Below are 20545 nucleotides of genomic sequence, written 5' to 3' on the forward strand. Positions count from 1 at the left end.
TAGGACGACGATGTCTCCGCAGACACGTGCCCGGCGCCGCCTCGGCTCCATACGTCTCTCCCTGATCCTCCTGGCACTGATCCCCAGCATCACCCTCGCCGCCATGTGGGGGGTGACGACGACGCAGATGTTCTCGGAGGGGCTGCGGCTGCGGGAGCAGACCGAGCTGAGCAGGTCGAGCGGCGCCATGGGCACCGACGCGACCCTCGCCCTGCAGCGGGAGCGCGGTCTGTCGGCCGCGTTCCTGGCCGGTCAGCGCGGTGCCCGGACCGCCCTCGACCAGCAGCGGCGGCAGACGGACGCGGCGATCGCGAAGCTGGTCGGCCGGTCGGAGGCGATCGAGGACGCCCCGTACCGCATCGGCGACCGGATGTACTCCGTCATCGCGGGAGTCGGAAGCCTCGAGTACTACCGGGACCAGGTCGACGACCTCACCGACATCTCCCCGCAGCAGGCACTCGGCCAGTACACCTCGATCATCGACGACCAGATCAACGCCTTCCGGGAGCTCTCCCAGGTCGACGACGGAAACCTCACCTCGCAGGCCGGCCCGCTCGTCATGCTGGAACAGGCGGCGGAGCTGGTCTCCCAGGAGGACGCGCTGCTCACCCTCGCCTGGCCGTCCGGGGAGCTCGACGCGGAGGTACGGGCCCGGTTCACGGAACTGGTCAACGCACGCCGGTGGCTGCTCAAGGACCAGATCGTCCCCGCCCTGCGCGGCGATGTGAAGACCCAGACGGAGCGGATCCTCCAAGGGTCGGCGTGGCAGAACCTGGAGGTCATCGAGAACCAGGTGCTGGCGGCGCGCGCATCGGGCAGCGGCGAGGCCGTCCGCACGGTCCTGCCCGACGCCCAGAAGCAGTGGGCCGCAGCGATCGACACTCTCTCCGACCAGTACACCGCCCTGATCCAGCAGCAGACCCGGGCCCTGCTCGACCGCACCGACGACCAAGCGCGCTCGCTGCTCATCAAGGCCGGCTCCCTGAGCGTGGGCGGCCTCGTCGCCGTACTCGTGTGCGCCGTGATGTCCTGGCGCATCACGCGCTCCCTGTCCCGGCGCCTGCGCGGTCTGCGCGTGGCCACCCTCAGTCTGGCGGAGGAGCGGCTGCCGGACGTGGTCGCCCGACTCGACCGCGGTGAGAAGGTCGACGTGGAGCTGGCGACCCCGCCGCTGGACTACGGCCACGACGAACTCGGCCAGGTGGCCAAGGCGTTCAACACCGCGCAGCGCACCGCCGTGCACACCGCCGTCGAACTCGCCGACACCCGGCGCGGCTTCCAGAAGGTCATCCTCGGCATCGCCCGGCAGAGCCAGAACCTGGTCAACCTCCAGCTCACCAAACTCGACGCGCTGGAGCGCGCGCACCAGGACCCGGAGATCCTCAAGGGCCTGTACGAACTGGACTCCACCGCCAGCCAGTTGCGCCGCTACGAGGAGAACCTCGTCATCATCAGCGGCGAGCGGCCCGGCCGCAGCTGGAGCGAGCCGGTCGCGCTGATCGACATCCTGCGCAGTGCCGTCGGCGAGGTCGCCGAGTACCAGCGGGTGGAGGTGTACACCGAGGAGGAGGTGCACGTCGCGCCGCCCGCGGTGGCGGACGTGATCCATCTGCTGGCCGAGCTGATCGAGAACGCCACCCTGTACTCCCCCGCGCCGGCCCCGGTCGGGGTGCGGGCCGCGATGGTGGCCAAGGGCCTGGCCGTGGAGGTCGAGGACCGCGGGCTCGGCATGTCCGAGGAGGACTACGACTCCTTCAACGCCCAGTTGGCCGACCCCCCGCAGTTCGACGTGGTGGCGCTCGCCGACGACCTGCGGCTCGGCATGTTCGTGATCGCCCAGCTCGCCCGCCGGCACGGCATCGCCGTCACCCTGCGCTCCTCGCCGTACGGCGGCACGACGGCGATCGTGCTGATCCCGCACGACATCGTGGTGCGGGATGTGCCCGCGCCGGACCGGGACGAGGTGGAGCACGCCGGGGCCGCCGAACCGGAGGAGCCCGTACGGGAGTCCCGCCCGGTCATCCCGGCCCGCACCGCGCCCGAGCGGACCGCCGCGCCCGCCGCCGGCCGTGACCGCCTCTCCCCGCTCCCCCGGCGCGTGCCGCAGACCAGCCTGGCCGCCGAGCTGCGCGAGGAGGCTTCGGTCGCCGAAGAGGACGGGTACGCCGACGACTTCACCGCGGAACGAGCCGCCTCCTCGCTCGCCTGCTTCCAGCGGGGGACGTTCCAGGCCCGCGACGAAAGCGACCACGAGGCACCGGACGCGCCCGAGGCCGAGGACCAGCGGGCCCCGGCCGCTCGGGGGGCGTGTGACGACGGCCGCCACGAGGAGCCGCCCACAGCCGGCTCGGCCCGCTCCGCCTCCTCCCCCACGTCCTCCACCCCGTCCGCCGACCGCTCATGAAGGACATCGCCATGACACGCCCCACCCCCGCCACGGACACCCAGCTCGACCAGTTGCTCACCGGACTCGTGGAGCGGGTCGCCGACGTCAACCACGCCGTCGTGCTCTCGGAGGACGGCCTGGTGGTCAGCAAGTCCACCGGCTTCCTGCGCGACGACGCCGAGCGACTGGCGGCGACCGCGTCCGGCCTGATGAGCCTCAGCAAGGGCGTCAGCATGGACTTCAGAGGCGGACCGGTGCGCCAGGCGCTGATCGAGATGGCCCACAGCTATCTGATCCTGACCTCCGCGGGCCCGGGCGCCCATCTCGTCGTCCTCACCAACCAGGGCGCGGACGTCGGCGTGGTGGCGTACCAGATGAACATGCTGGTGAAGAAGATCGGCGAGCATCTGTCGGCGGCACCGCGGGCCCATGTCGGTCCTGGCGCGTGAGGTGAGCGGAGACGATTCGGCGGCCCGGCTGGTACGTCCCTTCACCCTCACCGGCGGCCGGACGCGGCCGAGCCGCACCGACTTCACGCTGATCACGACGGTGACGGCGGTGGATCCGCCGCCGGAGCGGGCGCCGCGGCCGCAGCCCGACCAGGCACGGATCCTGCGGCGCTGCGCCCGGCCGATCGCCGTCGCGGAGCTCGCGGCCCATCTCGACCTGCCGGTGAGCGTGGTCGCCATCATGCTCTGCGATCTGCTGGAGGCGGGCCTGATCACCGTGCACCCGCCGCACCCCGTCACTCCTCGCACCCCGGACCTGGACCTGCTGCAGAAAGTGAGGGACGGCCTTGGCCGGCTCTGACACCACCGCGGAGGCGGTCGCGCCGCCCGACACGGTCAAGATCCTCATCGCCGGCGGTTTCGGCGTCGGCAAGACCACCATGGTCGGGTCGGTCAGCGAGATCGCCCCGCTGCGTACCGAGGAGCCCCTGACCACGGCCGGTCTGGGCATCGACGACCTCAACGGCATCGAGGAGAAGCGGGCCACCACCGTGGCCCTGGACTTCGGCCGGATCACCATCAGCCGGGAGCTGGTGCTGTATCTGTTCGGTACGCCCGGGCAGCAGCGGTTCTGGTTCATGTGGAACGACCTGGCGATCGGCGCGCTCGGGGCCGTCGTCCTGGTCGACGTCCGCCGGCCGGACTCCAGCTTCGCGGCACTCGACTTCTTCGAGCGCCGGGGCATCCCCTTCGTCGTCGGCGTCAACGGCTTCCACGGCGAACATCCCTATCCCGCCGAGGACATCCGGGACGCCCTCGCCCTCCCCGAGCATGTGCCGGTGCTGCTGTGCGACGCGCGGGAGCGCGAGTCGTGCCGGGACGTACTGATCGCCCTGATCGACCAGTTGATAGCGGCGGCGAAGACGGCGTAGCCGTTCACATCGAGCTCACAGGCGGATGGCGGGAATCCGCCAAGCGTGACAGGACGATTGACCCGTCGGCACCACCTCCCTACCTTCTGATCGATTAGCCGAACTTTGTTCGATATTTCGACAACATACCTCCATGGAGCGCACATGACTGATGCCGCCCACCTCTCCCGCCGCCGCCTCCTCGGCATGGCCGCGACCCTTCCCGTCGCCGCCACCGGCGCGCTGGCCCTCGGCTCCGGGACCGCCCACGCCGCCGACTCGGCGTACGTCATGTGCTACTTCACCGAGTCGACCAACCTCGGGGACGGCACCGACTACGGCCTCCACCTCGCCGTCAGCACGGACGGCCTGCGCTGGATGCCGCTGAACCAGAACAACCCGGTGGTCACGCCCACCGAGGGGGCCGGCGGGCTGCGCGACCCGTTCATACTGCGCAAGCAGGACGGCACGTTCGTGGTGCTGGCCACCGACCTCAAGGGCACCGACTGGACCTACAACAGCCAGTACATCCACGTCTGGAACTCGACCGACCTGCGCACCTTCACCGGCTACCACCGGCTGAAGCTGCACGACATGGTCACCCACAGCTGGGCGCCGGAGGCCTTCTGGGACGCGGGCCGCGGCCAGTACGCGATCATCTACTCGTCGGTGAACTCCAGCGGCCACAACGTGATCATGGTCAACTACACGACCGACTTCGTCACGGTCTCGGCGCCCCAGGTCTTCTTCGACCCCGGGTACGACGTCATCGACGGCGACATGACGGTGGGCGCGAACGGCGTCAACTACCTCTACTTCAAGAGGAACGGGACGCTGGTGGGCGCGCGGTCCACCTCCCTGAACCCGGGCAGCTTCACGCCCTTCACCTCGGGCGTGGCGCACGGCGGCACCGAGGCCCCGACCGTCGTCAAGTCCCTGACGTCCAGCACCTACTGGCTGTGGGGAGACACGTACACGCCCAACGGCGTCTTCTACGCCTGGCAGTCCACCGATCTGTCGGGGGGCACCTGGACCGCGCTCGACCAGCGGACGTACACCCAGCCGGTCAACTCCAAGCACTGCGGCATCACGACGATCACGACGACCCAGTACAACAACCTCGTCGCCAAGTGGGGCGCCCCCAGTTGGAACCGGCTGAAGTCGTACAACTACCCGGCCCGTTACGTCCGCCACTCCGGCTACGCCGGCCGTATCGACGAGTACCCCATCGAGCCCTACAAGGACTCGCTGTGGAAGCTGGTCCCGGGCCTCGCCGACTCCTCGGGCGTGTCCTTCCAGTCGGTCAACTACCCGACCCGCTATCTGCGGCACTACAGCTACGCCCTGCGCCTCGACGCGAACGACGGCACGTCGACGTTCGCCGCGGACGCGACGTTCTACCGGACAGCCGGGCTCGCCGACTCCTCGTGGGCGTCGTTCCGCTCGTACAACAACCCGACGCGCTACATCAGGCACGCCGACTTCGCCCTGCGCATCGACCCGATCTCCACGGCCACCGAGCGCCAGGACGCCACCTTCCAGGTCGGCTACTGAGCATCACAGCGGGGTTGTGACGAGAGCTCGTCACAACCCCGCGTGAGCCTGCCGGAGGTCAGTCGAGACCGGCCGACTTCAGCCAGGCCTTGGCCACGTCCAGCGGGTCCTTGTTCTCCAGCTGGACCTGGGAGTCCAGGTCCAGGAGCGTCTTGGTGTCCAGCTTGGCCGAGACGGCGTTGAGCGCCTCGACGCCCTCCTGGGAGACGCCGCTCTTGTAGACGAGCGGGGTCACGTTGGCGAAGCCGAAGAGGTTCTTCGGATCCTTGAGGACGACGAAGCCCTCCTTGGTGATCGTCGGGTCCGTGGTGAAGATGTCCGCGGCCTGCACGGTGTTCTTCGTCAGCGCCGCCTGGGTCAGCGGGCCGCCCGCGTCCAGCGCCTTGAAGGACTTGAACTTCAGGCCGTACTCGGACTCCAGGCCCTTCAGGCCCTGCTGCCGGGTCTGGAACTCGGGCGAACCGCCGATCACCAGCTCCGGGGCGATGTCCTTGAGGTCCTCCAGGCTGGACTCGGCGGTCAGCTTGTACTTCTTCGCCGTCTCGGCGTTGATGCTGACGGAGTCCTTGTCCTCGGCCGGCGAGGACTCCAGCAGCGTCAGCTTCGCGTCCAGCTTGGCCTTCACCGCGGCGTTCACGGCGTCGGCCGACTTCTGCTCCGCCTTCGGGTCGAGGTAGGCGAGCAGCGAGCCGTTGTACTCGGGCAGGACCGTGACGGAGCCGTTCTTCAGCAGGCCGTAGGTCGTCTCGCGGCTGCCGATGTTGGGCTTGTAGGTGACCTTGATGCCCTTGGCCTTCAGGGCCTCGCCGTAGATGTCGGCGAGCAGGATGCTCTCGGCGAAGTTGTTCGAGCCGACGACCACGGTGTCGCCGCCGGCTCCGTCCTCGGCGAGCGGGTCGGACTTGTCGGAGGAGGAACATCCCGCCAGCAGCGCCGCCGTGGCGGCGAGCGCGACGGCGGCCGCGCCGGGATGGTTCCTGAGGGACCTGCTGCGTGGGGCGGTGAGAGTCACGATTCCCGTTCCGGATTCAGGGGATTGTGGTGCGCAAAGAACGCTCTCCACTGATCCAATCCAGCCGCATCTTGGTCAGTCAAGAGCAGCCCGGTCACGATTGGCCCCGGAAAACGGGTAGTTGTGGGCCGATGCGAGGGCGGGGCGGTTGAGGCACGGGGTGTTGTAACGGATTATTGATGTCCAGTTTCGGTCATGACCAGCAAGAGACTGTAGTCTCCCCGAAATTGACCTGCTCAACACCGGTCACGTGAAGCCTTCGCGCGCCGTGTGACGCCACGAAGGAGGCACGTATGCGCGGGTTCGCCGCCCGCTGGCCGTTCCGGCGCAAACTCAACCTTCTCGTGGGCGTACCGCTGACCGTGGTCGCGGCTCTCCTCGCCTACCTCATCGCCGACCAGACCGCGCAGTCGCGCAACACCGCGGACGCCGCCCGGCTGGTCCGGGAGAGCGTCGAGGTCGCGAGGCTCGTCGACCGGCTGGCCGCCGAGCACCAGCAGGCCGTGCTGCTCTCCGTACGGCACGAGGCCGCCGAGGGCAGCGCGCCCTCCCCCGCGGCCTACCGCACGACACAGTCCCTGGTGAACGCCCAGGTGCAGCGGGTGCGCGACGCTTTCGGGGACCAGTTGCCCGAGACCGAGGCGCAGGCCCTGAAGACGGTCGAGGGCCTGAGCAGCCTGCGTGACACCGTCGAGCAGGGGTATCTGGCCGCCGACAACATCGACCCCGCGTACACCCATGCCTCACAGGGCCTGATCGACGGCCTGGGGCTGGACCGCAACCCCGATCTCGCGACGACCTTCACCGGCAACCTGCTCGACTCGCTGCTGCGCGCGGGCGCCGCGCACAGCGCCTTCGAGACCGGCGTCTTCTCCGCGTCGACCGGTGACTCCAACGCGCTCATCGAGTTCATCGGTGCGATCGGCGCCTACGACGAGTACACCCACCAGGCCGAGCGCTTCGCCCGGTTCGCCACCGAGGAACAGGCCCGCACGCTCGACGGGATCAAGTACACCCAGGCGCAGACCACCATCAGCCGGCAGTACGCCGAGCTGCAGATCGACCCGGGCGCGGTGCAGGCCGAGTCGCCCGCCGAGGTCCGCGAGTCGCTCGCTCAGGCGCTCGACTCCTACGACGCCTACCGCGACCAGGCCAGGACCCGGCTGGCGATCACCACCTCGCTCATCGACCAGATCGCCGACCAGGCGGACAGCGCCTCCGAGACGGCGGCCTGGCGCGCGCTGTCGCTGCTGGGGCTCGCCCTGTTCGGCTTCGCCGTCTGGCTGGTCCTCACGATGCTGGTGCGCCGCTCGGTGGTCCGCCCGGTGCAGGCCCTCACGGGTGCGGCGCGGCAGGTCGCCGAGGTCGCCGAGCGCGAGCTGGCCCGGGTGGCCGACGACGACGCCGAGGACGACGGTCCACCGCGGCTGGGCGAGATGCCGGTCATGGCGCGCGACGAGATCGGCGAACTCGCCGAGGCGTTCAACCAGGTGCAGACCACGGCGGTCGCGCTGCTGGAGCGGCAGGTGCTCAGCCGGCGCAACACGGCGGAGATGTTCGGCAACGTGGGCCGCAGAGTCAGCAACCTGACGTCACGTCAGCTGTCGCTGATCGACGTGGTGGAGCGGGGCGAGACGGACCCCTCGCTCCTGGAGCGCCTCTACTCCATCGACCACATCGCGGTCCGGCTGCGCCGCAACGCCGACAGTCTGATGCTGCTGGCCGGCATCCGCGAGGCGGTCCTCGACACCGGGCCCCTCGCGCTCACCAACGTCGTACGCGCCTCCCTCGGCCAGATCGAGGGCTACCAGCGGGTGGAACTGCGCGCGCGGACCGAGGTCGTGGTGGAGCCGGAGGTCATCGGCGACCTGACGCTGATGGTGGCCGAACTCCTGGAGAACGCGGTGTCGTTCTCGCCCGAGGGCCGCCCGGTCGAGGTGACCGTGGCGGACGGCGAGCACGGCAGCGCGGTGATCGTCGTCGCCGACCACGGCCTGGGCATGAGCCCCGAGCGCCTCGACGAGGAGAACGCCCGCCTCATCCGCCGCGAGCGACTGGACCTGGTACCGACCAAGGTCCTGGGCCTGTTCGTGGTCGGCACGCTGGCCCGCCGCTGGGAGATCTCGGTCGTCCTGTCGCGTACACCGGGTGGCGGCGTCACGGCCGAGGTGACGGTGCCGTCGTCGCTGCTGGTGACCGGGAGCACGACGGGGACGACGGCCATGGCGGCCCTGGCCGCGGTTCCGGGCGGTACGAAGGCGGACGACGCCGACCCCGCCGGTGCGGTCGGCGCCCCGGCATCCGGCCCCGCGACGCCCTCGGCCCCCTCCGGGCCGCGGCCCTCGGCCGCCGTGCGGGGGGATGCCGTACGGCCGGACGACGGCGCGGACGGCGACGGGCCGCGTCCTCTTCCCCGCCGGGTCTCCCAGCGGGGCGCCGCCCTGCGACCGGACGAGACACCGTCCGCCCCCGAGGCCCGCGCCGAGGAACCGGCCACCCGCCCCCTGCGTCGCCGCGTCCGCGGCGCGACGCTGCCGACGACGGCCGCCTCCGCCCCGCAGGCGGCGCTGCGGCAGACCGTGCGTACCGTGGACCCCGAGGCCGTGCGGGCCGCGCTCGACGAGTTCGAGGCCGCCGTGGAACGCGCGCACCGCGAGAGCCGACGCGCCGGCAGCGGAGAACACTCCGCCCCGGCCACCCACCCGACCCCCCGTACGCAAGACCAGAACGACCCCCCGGAAGGAGCGGAGCAGTGAGCACGTCGACAGGTGGCACCCCGGCGGGAGGCACCACACCGGCCGAACTGCAGGCCGCCGCAGCCGACTTCACCTGGCTGCTGAATCGCTTCGCGAAGGAGACGGCCGGCGTCGTGGACGCCATCGCCGTCTCGTCCGACGGACTGCTCATCGCCGTCTCCGAACTGCGTGAGCACGCCGACTCCGAGCGGCTCGCCGCGATCGTCTCCGGCATCACCAGCCTGGCGACCGGCGCCTCCGGCAACTACGGCCTCGGCGGGCTCAACAAGGTCATCATCGACCTGGAGGGCGGCCACGTCCTGGTCTCCGTGATCGGCAGCGGCGCCGTGCTCGGCGTGGTCACCGACAAGGAGGCCAAGCTGGGCAACATCGCCTACGAGATGACCGTGTTCGCCAACCGCGCCGGGTCCGCCCTCAGCCCGCAGCTCGTGCTGGAGCTGAAGAACAGCGTCGGCGCCGCGTCGGCCCGCTGAGGACGGACAAGCCCATGGCGGACGGCACCCCACCGCCGGACCCCGACGGCCCGGCCCCGGTCGGCCCCGCCCCCGCCGTACGGCCGTTCCTGGTCACCGCCGGCCGGGTGGCGGCCGACGCCGACGGCCGGTCGATGCCCGTCGAGACCCAGGTGGTCGCCACCACCGAGGGGCTCGACGCGCTCGACCGGCTCGCCTTCGAGCGGCACGACATCGTCGCCGTGTGCCGGCTGCCGCAGTCCATCGCGGAGATCGCGGCCCGGCTGCGGCTGCACCTCAACGTGGTGCGTGTCCTCGCCGAGGACCTGCGCGCCGCGGGGCAGTTGACGGTGCACGTGCCCGACCTGGGCGTCGTCCATGACGCATCCGTCCTGCGCAGGGTCATCGACGGCCTGCGCGCCATCCCCGACTCACGAGGGGTCACTCCGTGACGACGACTGAACAGGCCGCCGTGCGACCGCCGCTGCCGGTCAAGATGGTGATCGCGGGCGGCTTCGGCGTGGGCAAGACGACGACCGTGGGCTCGATATCCGAGATCGAGCCGCTAACCACCGAGGCCGCCATCACGGAGGTCGCGGCGGGCGTGGACGACCTCAGCCACACCCCGGGCAAGACCACGACCACCGTGGCCATGGACTTCGGCTGCATCACCATCGACCCCACCCTGAAGCTGTACCTGTTCGGCACGCCGGGCCAGGAGCGGTTCGGCTTCATGTGGGACGACATCGTCGAGGGCGCGGTCGGCGGGCTGGTCATCGTCGACACCCGCCGCCTCGACGACTGCTACGCCGCCGTCGACTACTTCGAGCACAAAGCCATCCCCTTCGCGGTCGCCGTCAACGCCTTCGACGGCAAGGTCGAGCACACCCTGGACGAGGTCCGCTGGGCGCTCGACGTCACCGACGGCGTCCCGCTGGTCGTCTTCGACGCCCGCGAGCGCGGCTCGGTACGGGACGCCCTGCTGGTCGTACTGGAACTGGCGCTGGCGCGCACGCAGGGGTGACGGCGGACGCGGAATGCCCGCGGGCGCACGGGCGTTGGCATCAGCCATGAGCCTCGACGAGCGCACGATCACCAACCCGCCCGCCCTGCACGACCCGACCCCGTTCGGCTACAGCCACGCAGTCTCGGCGCCCGGCGAACCCGTCTTCATCGGCGGCCAGTACGCCTCCGACGCCTCCGGCGCGCCCGTACCCGGTGACTTCGCGGCCCAGGTGGACCTGGCCTTCGACCGGCTGCGCTCGGCCCTTGAGGGCGTCGGCCTCGGCTATGAACACGTGGTCCGCCTCGGCACGTTCATCGTCGACCACGACCCCGGCAAGCTGGAGACCCTCGGCAAGGCGCTGCACGCCCGCTTCGGCGACCGGCTCCCCGCCCAGACCCTGAGCGGGGTCGCCTCGCTCGCACTGCCGGGCATGCTCTTCGAGGTCGACGCGGTCGCCGTACGGCCGGCTCCGACGCGTCAGTGACGCCTGCGCACCCCCGGCGACACCGCGAGCCGGCCCAGTGCCCAGAACACCGCGAGCGTCGTCAGCGCCATGGCGGCGACCAGCGTGGCGCCGCCCACCACCTTCTCGTAGTTCCGCTGGTAGAGGCCGTCGATGATGTAGCGGCCGAGGCCGCCGAAGCTGACGTACGCGGCGATGGTGGCCGTCGAGACGATCTGGATGGCCGCCGAGCGCAGGCCGCTGAGGATCAACGGGAGGGCGACGGGCAGTTCGACCCGGAACAGGACCGCGGTCTCGGCCATGCCCATGCCGCGAGCGGCGTCGACCGGGGCGGGGTCGACGGAGCGCATCGCCTCGTAGGTGGTGACGAGGATGGGCGGGATGGCGAGCACGACCAGCGGGATCATGACGGGGGCCATGCCCAGGCCCAGCAGGATGAACATCAGCACCATCAGGCCGAAGCTGGGCAGCGCACGGGCCGAGGTGGCGATGAGGGCGAGCGCGTTGCCGCCGCGCCCGGTGTGGCCCGTGAGCAGGCCGACCGGCAGGCCGACCGCGGCGGCGATGCCGAGCGCCATCAGCGTGTACTCGACGTGCTCGGCGAGCCGCGCCGGGATGCCGTCGTAACCCTGCCAGTGGGCGCTGTCGCTGAAGAAGGAGTTGATGAAGTTCAGTACGTTCACCGGACGGCCTCCTTCACGGCGAGCGGGCGCGGGTTCTTGCGGGTGGCGCGCGGCATCCAGGGCGTCAGCAGCACGCGGAGACCGATCAGGGCGGCGTCGACGAGCAGGGCGAGGACGGCCGTGCCCACGACGGAGAGCCAGATCAGGCGGGGCTGGTTGTAGATCAGGCCGCTGTTGAGCAGGTTGCCGAGGGCGCCCTCGTTGCCGATCAGCATGCCGACGCTGACGAGGGAGATGCTCGACACCGACGCCACCCGCAGTCCGGCGAGGATCGCCGGCGCGGCGATGGGCAACTGCACCTGGAGATAGCGTCGTACGGGCCCGAAGCCCATGGCGGTGGCGGCGGCCAGCGTCTCCTGCGGCACCGACCGCACCCCGTCCACGATCGCCGGTACCAGCACCACCAGGCTGTAGACGGCCAACGGGATCATCACCGTGAACTCGCTCAGGCCGGTGTAGTTGATGAGGATGACGAAGAAGGCGAGCGAGGGGATCGCGTACAGCACGGTCGTCACCCACAGCACGGGCGCGTACAGCCAGCGCACCCGCACACACAACTGGGCGACGGGCAGAGCCACGAGCAGCCCGGCCAGCACCGGGATCAGCGCCTCGCGCAGGTGCAGGGCGACCAGTCCGAAATAGCTGTTCTGGAGGTCGCTGGGCAGGTCGAACAGTTCGCTCATGGCGCGACCTTCTGGACCTTGCCGTCGGCACCGGGCTCCGCGTCCGCACCGCTCTCCGCGTGCGTGCCGCGCTCCGCGTGCGCCCCCCGGATGGCCTCGCCGATGCTCTGCTGCGAGACGACCCCGGCGGCCCGGCCCTCGGCGTCCACGGCGACGGCCCAGCCGGTCGGCGAGAGCACCGCACAGTCGAGGGCGGCCCGCAACGAGTCGGTGCCGGCCACGAACGGGCGGCCATGCGACAGCAGTTGCCCGGCCTCGATCTCCCCGGCGGTGAGCTCCTGCGGCTCGCTCCAGCCAAGGGGTTTGCCGTCCGGGTCGGTGACGAGGAGATAGGGGGTTTCGGCCGAGGAGGCGGCGGCGATCTGCTCGGCGGTGGCGTCGACGGCGACGATGGGTTCGGTCAGCAACTCCAGGCCCGCCGAGGGGAAGAAGGACAGCCGCCGGATGCCGCGGTCGGCGCCGAGGAAGTCCTCCACGAACGCGTCGGCGGGGTGGGACAGCAGCTCGGCGGGCGGGGCGAACTGGGCGAGATGGCCGCCGGTGCGCATCACGGCGACCATCGTGCCGAGCTTGACGGCCTCGTCGATGTCATGGGTGACGAAGACGATGGTCTTGCCCAACTCGTCCTGAATGCGGAGGAGTTCGTCCTGCAGGCCCTTGCGCACCACGGGGTCGACGGCCGAGAACGGCTCGTCCATCAACAGCACCGGCGGATCCGCGGCGAGCGCCCGCGCCACGCCGACGCGCTGCTGCTGGCCCCCGGAGAGCTGGTACGGGTACCGCTTGGCGAGCGCCCCGTGGAGCCCCACCCGCTCCATCAACTCCCGCGCCCGCGCCCGGGACTTCTCCTTGCCCCAGCCGAGCATGCGGGGCACGGTGGCGATGTTGTCGAGGATCGTGCGGTGCTGGAAGAGACCGGCGTTCTGGATGACGTAACCCATGGACCGGCGCAGCGTGTTGACCGGCTGCTGCTGGATGTCCTTGCCGTCGAGGAGGATGGTGCCCTCACTGGGCTCGACCATCCGGTTGATCATGCGCAGGGTGGTGGTCTTGCCGCACCCGGAGGGTCCGACGAGGACGGTGATCGAGCGGTCGGGTATCTCCAGAGAGAGCCGGTCGACCGCCACCGTGCCGTCCGGGTATCGCTTGGTGACTGAATCCATCCGTATCAAAACGCCGAACACCCTTCGGGTCTGGAACCGTCCGGCAGAGTCTAGACCTCTTGTGTTTCGGGTCTTCGCGGGCCGGTTCCTCGGTGCCGGTCAGCACTGTTCTGTGCGCACCCTGTGAGTCCGCTGATTCTCACCCTTCCCTCAGAGCGGCCTCAGGGATCCCCCAGAAGCGACCCTGATGGTCACTGACATGAACGAAACGAACGCGGGAGGCGTCCGGCGGCGGTCGGTCGAGATCGTGGTGCCGGTCCACAACGAGGCGCACGTCCTCGCCGACAGCATCGGCCGTCTCCACACATACCTCGAAACGTCCTTCCCGTTCCCGTTCCGGATCACGATCGCGGACAACGCGAGCACGGAGGGCACTTGGCAGGCCGCCGCCGAACTCACCGAGCGGCTGCCGCACGTGCACGCCGTCCATCTGGAGGCCAAGGGGCGCGGGCGGGCGCTGCAGCACGTGTGGAGCCGCTCCGCCGCGGACGTCGTCGCCTACATGGACGTGGACCTGTCCACGGGTCTGGAGGGCTTCCTGCCCCTGGTCGCGCCGCTCCTGTCGGGCCACAGCGACCTCGCCATCGGCAGCCGGCTGCACCGGCAGGCGGACGTCGAGCGCGGCCCCAAGCGGGAGTTCATCTCCCGGTCCTACAACCTGCTGCTCAGGCTCGGGCTCGCGGCCCGCTTCTCCGACGCGCAGTGCGGGTTCAAGGCGGTGCGCACGGACGTCTTCCGGGCGCTCGCCCCGCACATCGAGGACACCGCCTGGTTCTTCGACACCGAACTGCTGGTCCTGGCCCAGCGCAACAAGCTCCGCATCCACGAGGTGCCGGTCGACTGGGTGGACGACCCAGACAGCCGGGTCGACATCGTCCGCACCGCCGTCGACGACCTCAAGGGCATGGGCCGGATGCTGCGCTCCACCGTCACCGGCCGCGCCCGCGTCCCCGCCGTACCCCGCCGGACCCGCGCCTCACAGGCGCCGGCCGCCCGAACCACCGCCGCTGTCCTGCCCGTCGGGGCGAACACCCACCTGGAGTACGCGTCATGACGACTCTCGCCCCACCCCCCGTGCCCGTCCAGGACGGCGGGCCCCGGCACCGCGCCGAACCGCCGGCCGGCGGCGGTCTCGCCACCCGTGCGCGCAGGCTGCTGACCGGTGCCCCCGAGGACCCGCGCTGGGCCCGCCCCGCCCTGTGGGCGATCCTGGTGCTGGCCACGGCCCTGTACGCCTGGAACCTCTCCTCCGTCACCGGCAACACCTTCTACAACGCGGCCGTCTACAGCGGCACCAAGAGCTGGAAGGCGTTCTTCTTCGGCGCGCTGGACGCCGGCAGCTTCATCACCGTCGACAAACCGCCGTTCGCGCTGTGGGTGATGGGCCTGTCGGCCCGCGTCTTCGGCTACGGCACCTGGCAGTTGATGCTGCCGATGGTCGCGGTGGGCGTCGGCTCGGTGGCGCTGCTGTACCGGATGGTCAAGCGGGACTTCGGGGTGATCGCGGCGACGATCGCCGCGCCGGCCCTCACCCTCACCCCGATCACCGTGGCCGTTCCCAGGTGCAGGTGTCACGCAGCAGAGGGCCGATGTGGATGTCGATCCGAGGTCGGGTGAAGGTCCCGGTCACCGGGATGCGGCCGCTGCGGTGCCAGAGGGCGTACTCGCCAGGGCCGCACTCCCACAGCACCCGTTCCAGACAGCGGACGCCGAGCTGGAACTCCTCGCTGGTCATACTGCCCAACTCCGCGTACCACTCGGGTACACGCCGCCCCCGCCCGAACCACCTCATGTACCGCTCCCCCGGCTGCGCGGCCCCACATGAGGCCGGCGACGGCACTCGCATGTCCCTTGGACATGATGCCGCCGCCGCTCGGGTCGCGTCAGCCGGTGAACCGGCCCCTTTTATGCCGTTTTACGCCGCCCGTGCCTCCGCCCGAGCCACCGGAAAGCCCTCGGTACGTAAGACCCGCCGCTCGGCGTCCACCGCGAACACCTCGCAGCCCTCCCGCGAGGCGGCCCACTCGACGCCGTCCGCGCCCATGGCGAAGGCCGCGGTGGCCACCGTGTCCGCCACGGTCAGGGAGGACGCCGCGACGGAGAGGGTGAGCAGTCCCGTCGCCGGACGTCCGGTGCGGCCGTCGATGATGTGGTCGCCGCGCTCGTAGCGGGCGGACGTCGCGATCGCCCCGTCGGTGAGCTCGGCCACCGTGCACACCTTGTCGGCCTGCTCGGGGTGGCGTACCCCCACCCGCCAGGGCCCGCCGGAGGCGACCACGTCACCACCGGCGTTGAGGACGAAGCGCCGCGCTCCCGCCGCCTTCAGCAGCTCGGCGGCCCGCTGCACGGACCAGCCCTTCACCACCGCGCACGGGTCGAGACCGCGCCCCGGCAGCCGTACGTCGAAGGCGCCGCCGGTGGCGAGCCGGTACTCCTCGCACAGTTCCAGCACCTCGTCGAGGTCCGCGCTGACGTCACTCCGCGCGATCTCGTCCCGATCCAGGCGGCACACCTCACTGTCGGTCTTGAACGGGCTGAACCGGGCGTCGACCTCGCGCAGCCAGGCGAACACGGCGTCGGCCACCTCCTCGCCGACGTGCTCGTCGTCGACCCGCAGCGAGACCGGGAACCCCATGACGTGTTCGACTCGGTGCATGATCAGCCCTTCGCGTCGATCGCGGCCTGGAGGGACTCCTTGTAGCCGCCGCTGGTGATCGTGGCGCCGGACACCGTGTCGATGTCCGCGCTCTGCGCCTCCAACGTCTCCGCGATCAGCTTCGGCACCGCCGCCGTCGTCTGCGGATGGTTCGGCTGCTGGAGCATCTTCACAGCCGTGATCTTCTCGCCCTCGAAGGTCGCCTGGACCTGCACGGGGCCCTTGACGGTCTGCAGGGTCGGGCCGTCGACCGTCTGCGCGGCGGCGGCCGCCGAGGGCGAGGCGGAGGACGAGGACGCCGACTCCGCGTTCGCGTTCGCGTCGATGGCGGCCTGCAACGACTCCTTGTAGCCGCCGCTGGTGATCGTGGCGCCGGACACCGTGTCGATGTCCGCGCTCTGCGCCTCCAACGTCTCCGCGATCAGCTTCGGCACCGCCGCCGTCGTCTGCGGATGGTTCGGCTGCTGGAGCATCCTCACGGCCGTGATCCTGGTGCCCTGGAAGGTCACCTGGACCTGCACGGGGCCCTTTTCGGTCTGCAGGGTCGAGCCCTTGACGACCGTGCCGCCGGAGCCCGAACCCGACGCGGCGGAGGACGACACCGAGGGCGTCGAGGCTTCCGTGGAGGCGGTACCGAGGGACGGCTCGTAGAGCCAGACCGGGACCAGGCCCGCGACGCTCAGGACCAGGACAGGTATTGCTCGCTTCACGTGTCTTTCCCGTCCTTCTCAGCCGGCCAGGCTGAAACGCTCGAAGTGGACTTGCTGCTTGGGCACGCCCAGCTCGCGCAGGCTGCCGATCACCGCGTTCATCATGGGCGGCGGGCCGCACAGGAAGACGTCCCGGTCGGTGATGTCCGGGACCAGTCGCGTCAGCTCGGCGGGGGCCAGCTTGTCGGGGACGGGCGGGCCGGTCACCAAGTGCAGCTCGGCGCCCTTGGCGTGGGCGAGCTCGACCAGCTCGCCGTACAGGACCGCGTCCCGGTCCGTGGCGACCCGGTAGATGACGACCGCGTGGCCGTGCAGCTCCTCCAGCAGCGCCCGGATGGGGGTGACGCCGACGCCGCCCGCGATGAGGACGGCCTCCGGCCGGGTGCGGTGCATCGTGGTGAAGGCGCCGTAGGGGCCCTCGGCGAAGACGCGCGTGCCGACCTTGATGTGCCTCAGGCCCGCCGAGCCGGCGCCGGCCGCCTTGGCGGTCAGGCGCAGCGTACGGCCGTCGGGGGCGGCGGACAGGGAGAACGGGTTGGCCTGCCACCAGCGGTCCTTCGTCAGGAACCGCCACAGGAAGAACTGGCCGGCCCGCGCGGGCAGCTTGTCCAGGTCGCGGCCGGTGATGTAGACGGAGACCACGTTGTCGGACTCGGCGACGACCGCGGAGACGCGCAGCTGGTGGCGCCAGTTCCGCCACAGCGGCAGGACCAGCCGGCCGACGAACACCGAGGCGAGGGCGACGCCCCACACCGCGTACCAGTACGCCGTGGCGGCGGAGGACGAGGTGAAGGACGTACCGACCGCGACCTGGTGCGTGAACGCCAGGACGACGGCGACGTAGGTGTACAGGTGGATGAAGTGCCACGTCTCGTACGCCAGCTTGCGGCGCGCGAACCGGGCCGACACCACGCCGATCACGATGATGATCCCCAGCGCGACGACGGCGCGCAGCACGCCCTCGACCGTCTCGGCGAGGTCGATCAGCTGGTTCACCGGGTCGAGGGAGGAAAACTCGGCGTAGCCGAAGGTGATGAACACGACGTGCGCGAGGAGGGCCCACAGGACGCTGAAGCCGGTCCAGCGGTGCCAGGAGGTCAGCCGGTCCATGCCGATCCGGCGGTCGAACCAGGGCAGCCGGGCCACCAGCAGCAGCTGGAACGCCATGAGCAGGGCGCCGAACAGGCCGGTCAGCCGGCCGAGCACGATGAGCGTGTTCGAGGCGAACCCTGCGGCGAAGAAGAAGTAGAGCACCACGGCCACGTTCGCGGCCAGCAGGGTGTACAGGCCCGTGCGGGCGACCACCCTGGGGCGTATCGCCGTGGGGGGCGCAGGGGGCGATTTGACGGTCGTCACGGGCGACAGCTCCTTGATCTCGTCTGTGGATATCGAGCTTGTCCGGCCGCTGCTGTCGAAAAGCTGTCGTACTTCTTTCAACTGGTTATCGATGTGGTCGCGGTACCCGCCCCGCCCCCGGGAATGGTCGCCGGGTGCCGCACTATGAACGGGTGGAGAAAGTACGCCTTCTGGTCGTGGACGATGACCCGCCCATCGCCGACCTCGTCGCGACGGTCGCCCGCTACGAGGGCTGGCAGGCGGTCACCGCGAACTCCGGTCAGGAGGCCCTGCGGCTGGCCGCCGAGTTCCGGCCGGACATCGTGGTGCTGGACCTGATGCTGCCCGACTTGGACGGCTTCGGCGTCCTGGACCGGCTGCGCGGCGCCGGGACGATGGTGCCCGTGGTGTTCCTGACCGCCCGCGACGGGGTCGCCGACCGGGTGGCCGGGCTGACCCGGGGCGGCGACGACTACCTGGTCAAACCGTTCGCGGTGGAGGAGCTGATGGCCCGGCTGCGGACCGTGCTGCGGCGCAGCGCCGGGCCCGGGTTCCAGCGTTCCGTCCTTCGGGTGGCGGACCTGATGATGGACGAGGACACCCGCGAGGTGCGCCGCGGCGACAGGCTGCTCACGCTCACGCCGACCGAGTACGAGGTGCTGCGCTATCTGATGCGCAAGTCACCGACCGTGCTGACCAAGGCGCAGATCCTCGACCATGTGTGGGAGTACGGCTTCGGGGGCCGCTCGAACGTCGTCGAGCTGGTCGTCAGCCGGCTGCGCCGCAAGCTCGACGAGTCCGACGACGGCAGGGCGCCGCTGATCCACACGGTGCGGGGCTTCGGGTACGTCATCCGGCAGGCGTCCGAGTGATCGGGCGGCTGCGGCGGGCGTACCGCGGGATGCGGCTCGGGACCCGGCTGGCGCTGGGTCTCGGCGTGCTGTCCCTGGTCGTGTTCGGCGTCGTCGGCACCGCCCTGACGACGTACATGCGGGACTACCTGTCGGCCCAGCTGGACACGCAGCTCGCGCAGGGCCAGATCGCCCAGTCCAAGAGCATCGCGGACTACGGCACGCTGTCGGGCAAGAAGTACTACAGCTGGTTCTACGCCGTGTACGACGTGGCGGACGGCACCCCGGAGCTGCGCAGGCCCGAGGACCCCGCCGACCTGCCGAAGGACGTCGACGACTTCACCTCCCTCGCCCAGGCGCAGACCGCCGCGCACACGGAGCTGCTGCGCACCGAGCACCTGCGGGGCAAGGGCGAGTACCGGCTGCGCGCCTGCGAGGTCGAGCCCGGTGTGGTGCTGGTCAGCGCCGCGCCCATGGAGGACATCGAGGACACCGTGGGCCAGCTGATCACCATCCAGGTGGTCACCTTCGGGCTGGCGCTGCTGGCCCTGGTCGTCCTGGGGCGGGGGATGCTGCGGCGGGGCCTGAAGCCGCTGAGCGACATGGCGCACACCGCCCGCGGCATCACCTCGCACGACCTGACGGACTCGGCACGGCTGCCGGTGCGGCACGACGGGCGCAGTGGCGGGCCCGAGGTCGAGGAGCTGCGCACCGCGTTCAACACGATGCTGGAGCACATCGACGACTCCCTCGCGGTGCGGGCGGAGGCGGAGCAGCGTCTGCGGCGCTTCGTGGCGGACGCCTCGCACGAGCTGCGCACGCCGCTGATGTCGGTGCGGGGCTATGCCGACCTCTTCCAGTACGCGGCCGCCAACGCCCCCGAGGAACGGGACAGGCACCTGGCCCGCCTGCGCGCCGAGGCCGCCCGTATGGGTTTCCTCCTCGACGACCTGCTGCTGCTCGCCCGCCTGGACGCCGCGGAGGTCGAGACGCCGCTGCGCCCGCAGGAGGCGGACCTGGTGGAGCTGGTCGAGCAGGCGGCGGACGCGTTCCGGGTCACCCACGCCGACCACCCGCTGGCGGTGGCGCCCGGCCCCGGTTCCCTGAAGCTCCGCCTGGACCCTCAGCGCGTCCGCCAGGTCCTGGACAACCTGCTCACCAACGCGGCGATGCACACCCCGCCCGGCACGCAGGTCTCCGTGGCGGTGTCGATGGCGAACGGCTCGGCCCAGGTCCGGGTCGCCGACGCCGGCCCCGGCATCCCGCCCGCCGACCGGGAGCGCGTCTTCGACCGCTTCTACCGCGTCGACAAGGCCCGCAGCCGCGACCGGGGAGGCAGCGGCCTGGGTCTGGCGGTCGCCCAGTCACTGGTGCACGCGCACGGCGGCCGGATCGACCTGACCAGCGAGCCGGGGGCGACGGTGTTCACGGTGACGATCCCGCTCACGCTCGGACGTCTTACGGACCCGTGACAT

Annotated in this window: 20 protein-coding genes and 1 pseudogene; 14 read left to right on the forward strand and 7 right to left on the reverse strand. The window is 70.7% G+C overall.

Annotation, left to right across the window (positions count from 1 at the left end; genetic code table 11):
- Nucleotides 1–10 precede the first annotated feature (10 nt).
- The 5 genes from QQM39_RS08045 to QQM39_RS08065 all read left to right on the forward strand — a co-directional run bounded on the left by QQM39_RS08045 (nt 11) and on the right by QQM39_RS08065 (nt 5300).
- Complete coding sequence (locus QQM39_RS08045) at nt 11–2404, forward strand: nitrate- and nitrite sensing domain-containing protein (RefSeq protein WP_301995964.1); 2394 nt, start codon at nt 11–13, stop codon at nt 2402–2404.
- An 11-nt stretch (nt 2405–2415) separates the two neighbouring features.
- On the forward strand, nt 2416–2835 hold the full coding sequence (locus QQM39_RS08050) for a roadblock/LC7 domain-containing protein (protein ID WP_062705779.1): 420 nt from the start codon (nt 2416–2418) through the stop codon (nt 2833–2835).
- 1 nt (nt 2836) lies between these two features.
- A complete protein-coding gene (locus QQM39_RS08055) occupies nt 2837–3196 on the forward strand; it encodes a DUF742 domain-containing protein (RefSeq protein WP_301995965.1) in 360 nt (119 codons plus the stop codon).
- Complete coding sequence (locus QQM39_RS08060; RefSeq protein WP_301995966.1) at nt 3183–3767, forward strand: ATP/GTP-binding protein; 585 nt, start codon at nt 3183–3185, stop codon at nt 3765–3767. Before QQM39_RS08055 ends, QQM39_RS08060 begins: the two co-directional genes overlap by 14 nt.
- 144 nt (nt 3768–3911) lie before the next feature.
- The gene (locus QQM39_RS08065) at nt 3912–5300 is read left to right on the forward strand and encodes a glycoside hydrolase family 43 protein (RefSeq protein ID WP_301995968.1); all 1389 of its coding nucleotides are present in this window, start codon (nt 3912–3914) and stop codon (nt 5298–5300) included.
- Between the two features lie 58 nt (nt 5301–5358).
- On the opposite strand, the gene QQM39_RS08070 is transcribed toward QQM39_RS08065, so the two are convergent.
- On the reverse strand, nt 5359–6312 hold the full coding sequence (locus QQM39_RS08070; RefSeq protein ID WP_301995970.1) for an ABC transporter substrate-binding protein: 954 nt from the start codon (nt 6310–6312) through the stop codon (nt 5359–5361).
- A gap of 293 nt (nt 6313–6605) precedes the next feature.
- Between QQM39_RS08070 and QQM39_RS08075 the strand changes: the two genes are divergently transcribed.
- Genes QQM39_RS08075 through QQM39_RS08095 form a run of 5 tightly spaced genes read left to right on the forward strand, consistent with a single transcriptional unit; the run spans nt 6606 to nt 11010 of the window.
- Nucleotides 6606–9068, forward strand: coding sequence for an ATP-binding protein (locus tag QQM39_RS08075; protein WP_301995972.1), 2463 nt, complete (start codon nt 6606–6608; stop codon nt 9066–9068).
- Nucleotides 9065–9541 carry a roadblock/LC7 domain-containing protein gene (locus QQM39_RS08080; protein ID WP_301995974.1) on the forward strand — a complete coding sequence of 159 codons (477 nt, stop codon included), beginning with the start codon at nt 9065–9067 and terminating at the stop codon, nt 9539–9541. Before QQM39_RS08075 ends, QQM39_RS08080 begins: the two co-directional genes overlap by 4 nt.
- Before the next feature lie 14 nt (nt 9542–9555).
- Complete coding sequence (locus QQM39_RS08085; protein WP_301995976.1) at nt 9556–9972, forward strand: DUF742 domain-containing protein; 417 nt, start codon at nt 9556–9558, stop codon at nt 9970–9972.
- Between the two features lie 44 nt (nt 9973–10016).
- A complete protein-coding gene (locus tag QQM39_RS08090; protein ID WP_302003514.1) occupies nt 10017–10544 on the forward strand; it encodes an ATP/GTP-binding protein in 528 nt (175 codons plus the stop codon).
- A gap of 46 nt (nt 10545–10590) precedes the next feature.
- The gene (locus tag QQM39_RS08095; RefSeq protein ID WP_301995978.1) at nt 10591–11010 is read left to right on the forward strand and encodes a RidA family protein; all 420 of its coding nucleotides are present in this window, start codon (nt 10591–10593) and stop codon (nt 11008–11010) included.
- On the opposite strand, the gene QQM39_RS08100 is transcribed toward QQM39_RS08095, so the two are convergent.
- Genes QQM39_RS08100 through QQM39_RS08110 form a run of 3 tightly spaced genes read right to left on the reverse strand, consistent with a single transcriptional unit; the run spans nt 11004 to nt 13527 of the window.
- Nucleotides 11004–11672 carry an ABC transporter permease gene (locus QQM39_RS08100; protein WP_301995980.1) on the reverse strand — a complete coding sequence of 223 codons (669 nt, stop codon included), beginning with the start codon at nt 11670–11672 and terminating at the stop codon, nt 11004–11006. The two genes, QQM39_RS08095 and QQM39_RS08100, sit on opposite strands and share 7 nt — an antisense overlap.
- Entirely contained in the window at nt 11669–12355 is a 687-nt protein-coding gene (locus QQM39_RS08105; RefSeq protein WP_301995982.1) for an ABC transporter permease, read from the reverse strand. The genes QQM39_RS08100 and QQM39_RS08105 overlap by 4 nt, the downstream gene beginning before the upstream one ends.
- On the reverse strand, nt 12352–13527 hold the full coding sequence (locus QQM39_RS08110; RefSeq protein ID WP_301995984.1) for an ABC transporter ATP-binding protein: 1176 nt from the start codon (nt 13525–13527) through the stop codon (nt 12352–12354). Before QQM39_RS08110 ends, QQM39_RS08105 begins: the two co-directional genes overlap by 4 nt.
- A gap of 190 nt (nt 13528–13717) precedes the next feature.
- Here QQM39_RS08110 and QQM39_RS08115 point away from each other — a divergent pair, with 190 nt between their 5' ends.
- Both QQM39_RS08115 and QQM39_RS08120 read left to right on the forward strand, forming a co-directional pair.
- Complete coding sequence (locus QQM39_RS08115; protein WP_367668913.1) at nt 13718–14572, forward strand: glycosyltransferase; 855 nt, start codon at nt 13718–13720, stop codon at nt 14570–14572.
- A pseudogene (locus QQM39_RS08120) lies at nt 14569–15075 on the forward strand (ArnT family glycosyltransferase); the annotation flags it as partial. The gene QQM39_RS08115 and the pseudogene QQM39_RS08120, both read left to right, overlap by 4 nt.
- Before the next feature lie 358 nt (nt 15076–15433).
- Here the strand turns inward: QQM39_RS08120 and QQM39_RS08125 are convergent.
- Genes QQM39_RS08125 through QQM39_RS08135 form a run of 3 tightly spaced genes read right to left on the reverse strand, consistent with a single transcriptional unit; the run spans nt 15434 to nt 18240 of the window.
- The gene (locus tag QQM39_RS08125; RefSeq protein ID WP_301995986.1) at nt 15434–16174 is read right to left on the reverse strand and encodes an FAD:protein FMN transferase; all 741 of its coding nucleotides are present in this window, start codon (nt 16172–16174) and stop codon (nt 15434–15436) included.
- A gap of 2 nt (nt 16175–16176) precedes the next feature.
- Nucleotides 16177–16884: an FMN-binding protein gene (locus QQM39_RS08130; protein WP_301995987.1), complete on the reverse strand. Its 708-nt coding sequence runs from the start codon at nt 16882–16884 to the stop codon at nt 16177–16179.
- 18 nt (nt 16885–16902) lie between these two features.
- Nucleotides 16903–18240 (reverse strand): ferredoxin reductase family protein, encoded by a 1338-nt coding sequence (locus QQM39_RS08135; RefSeq protein WP_301995988.1) that lies wholly within the window; start codon nt 18238–18240, stop codon nt 16903–16905.
- Between the two features lie 152 nt (nt 18241–18392).
- Between QQM39_RS08135 and QQM39_RS08140 the strand changes: the two genes are divergently transcribed.
- Entirely contained in the window at nt 18393–19091 is a 699-nt protein-coding gene (locus QQM39_RS08140) for a response regulator transcription factor (RefSeq protein WP_301995990.1), read from the forward strand.
- Complete coding sequence (locus QQM39_RS08145; RefSeq protein ID WP_301995991.1) at nt 19088–20542, forward strand: cell wall metabolism sensor histidine kinase WalK; 1455 nt, start codon at nt 19088–19090, stop codon at nt 20540–20542. Before QQM39_RS08140 ends, QQM39_RS08145 begins: the two co-directional genes overlap by 4 nt.
- Nucleotides 20543–20545 lie beyond the last annotated feature (3 nt).

Source organism: Streptomyces sp. DT2A-34, assembly GCF_030499515.1.
In the GTDB taxonomy this organism is placed as follows: domain Bacteria; phylum Actinomycetota; class Actinomycetes; order Streptomycetales; family Streptomycetaceae; genus Streptomyces.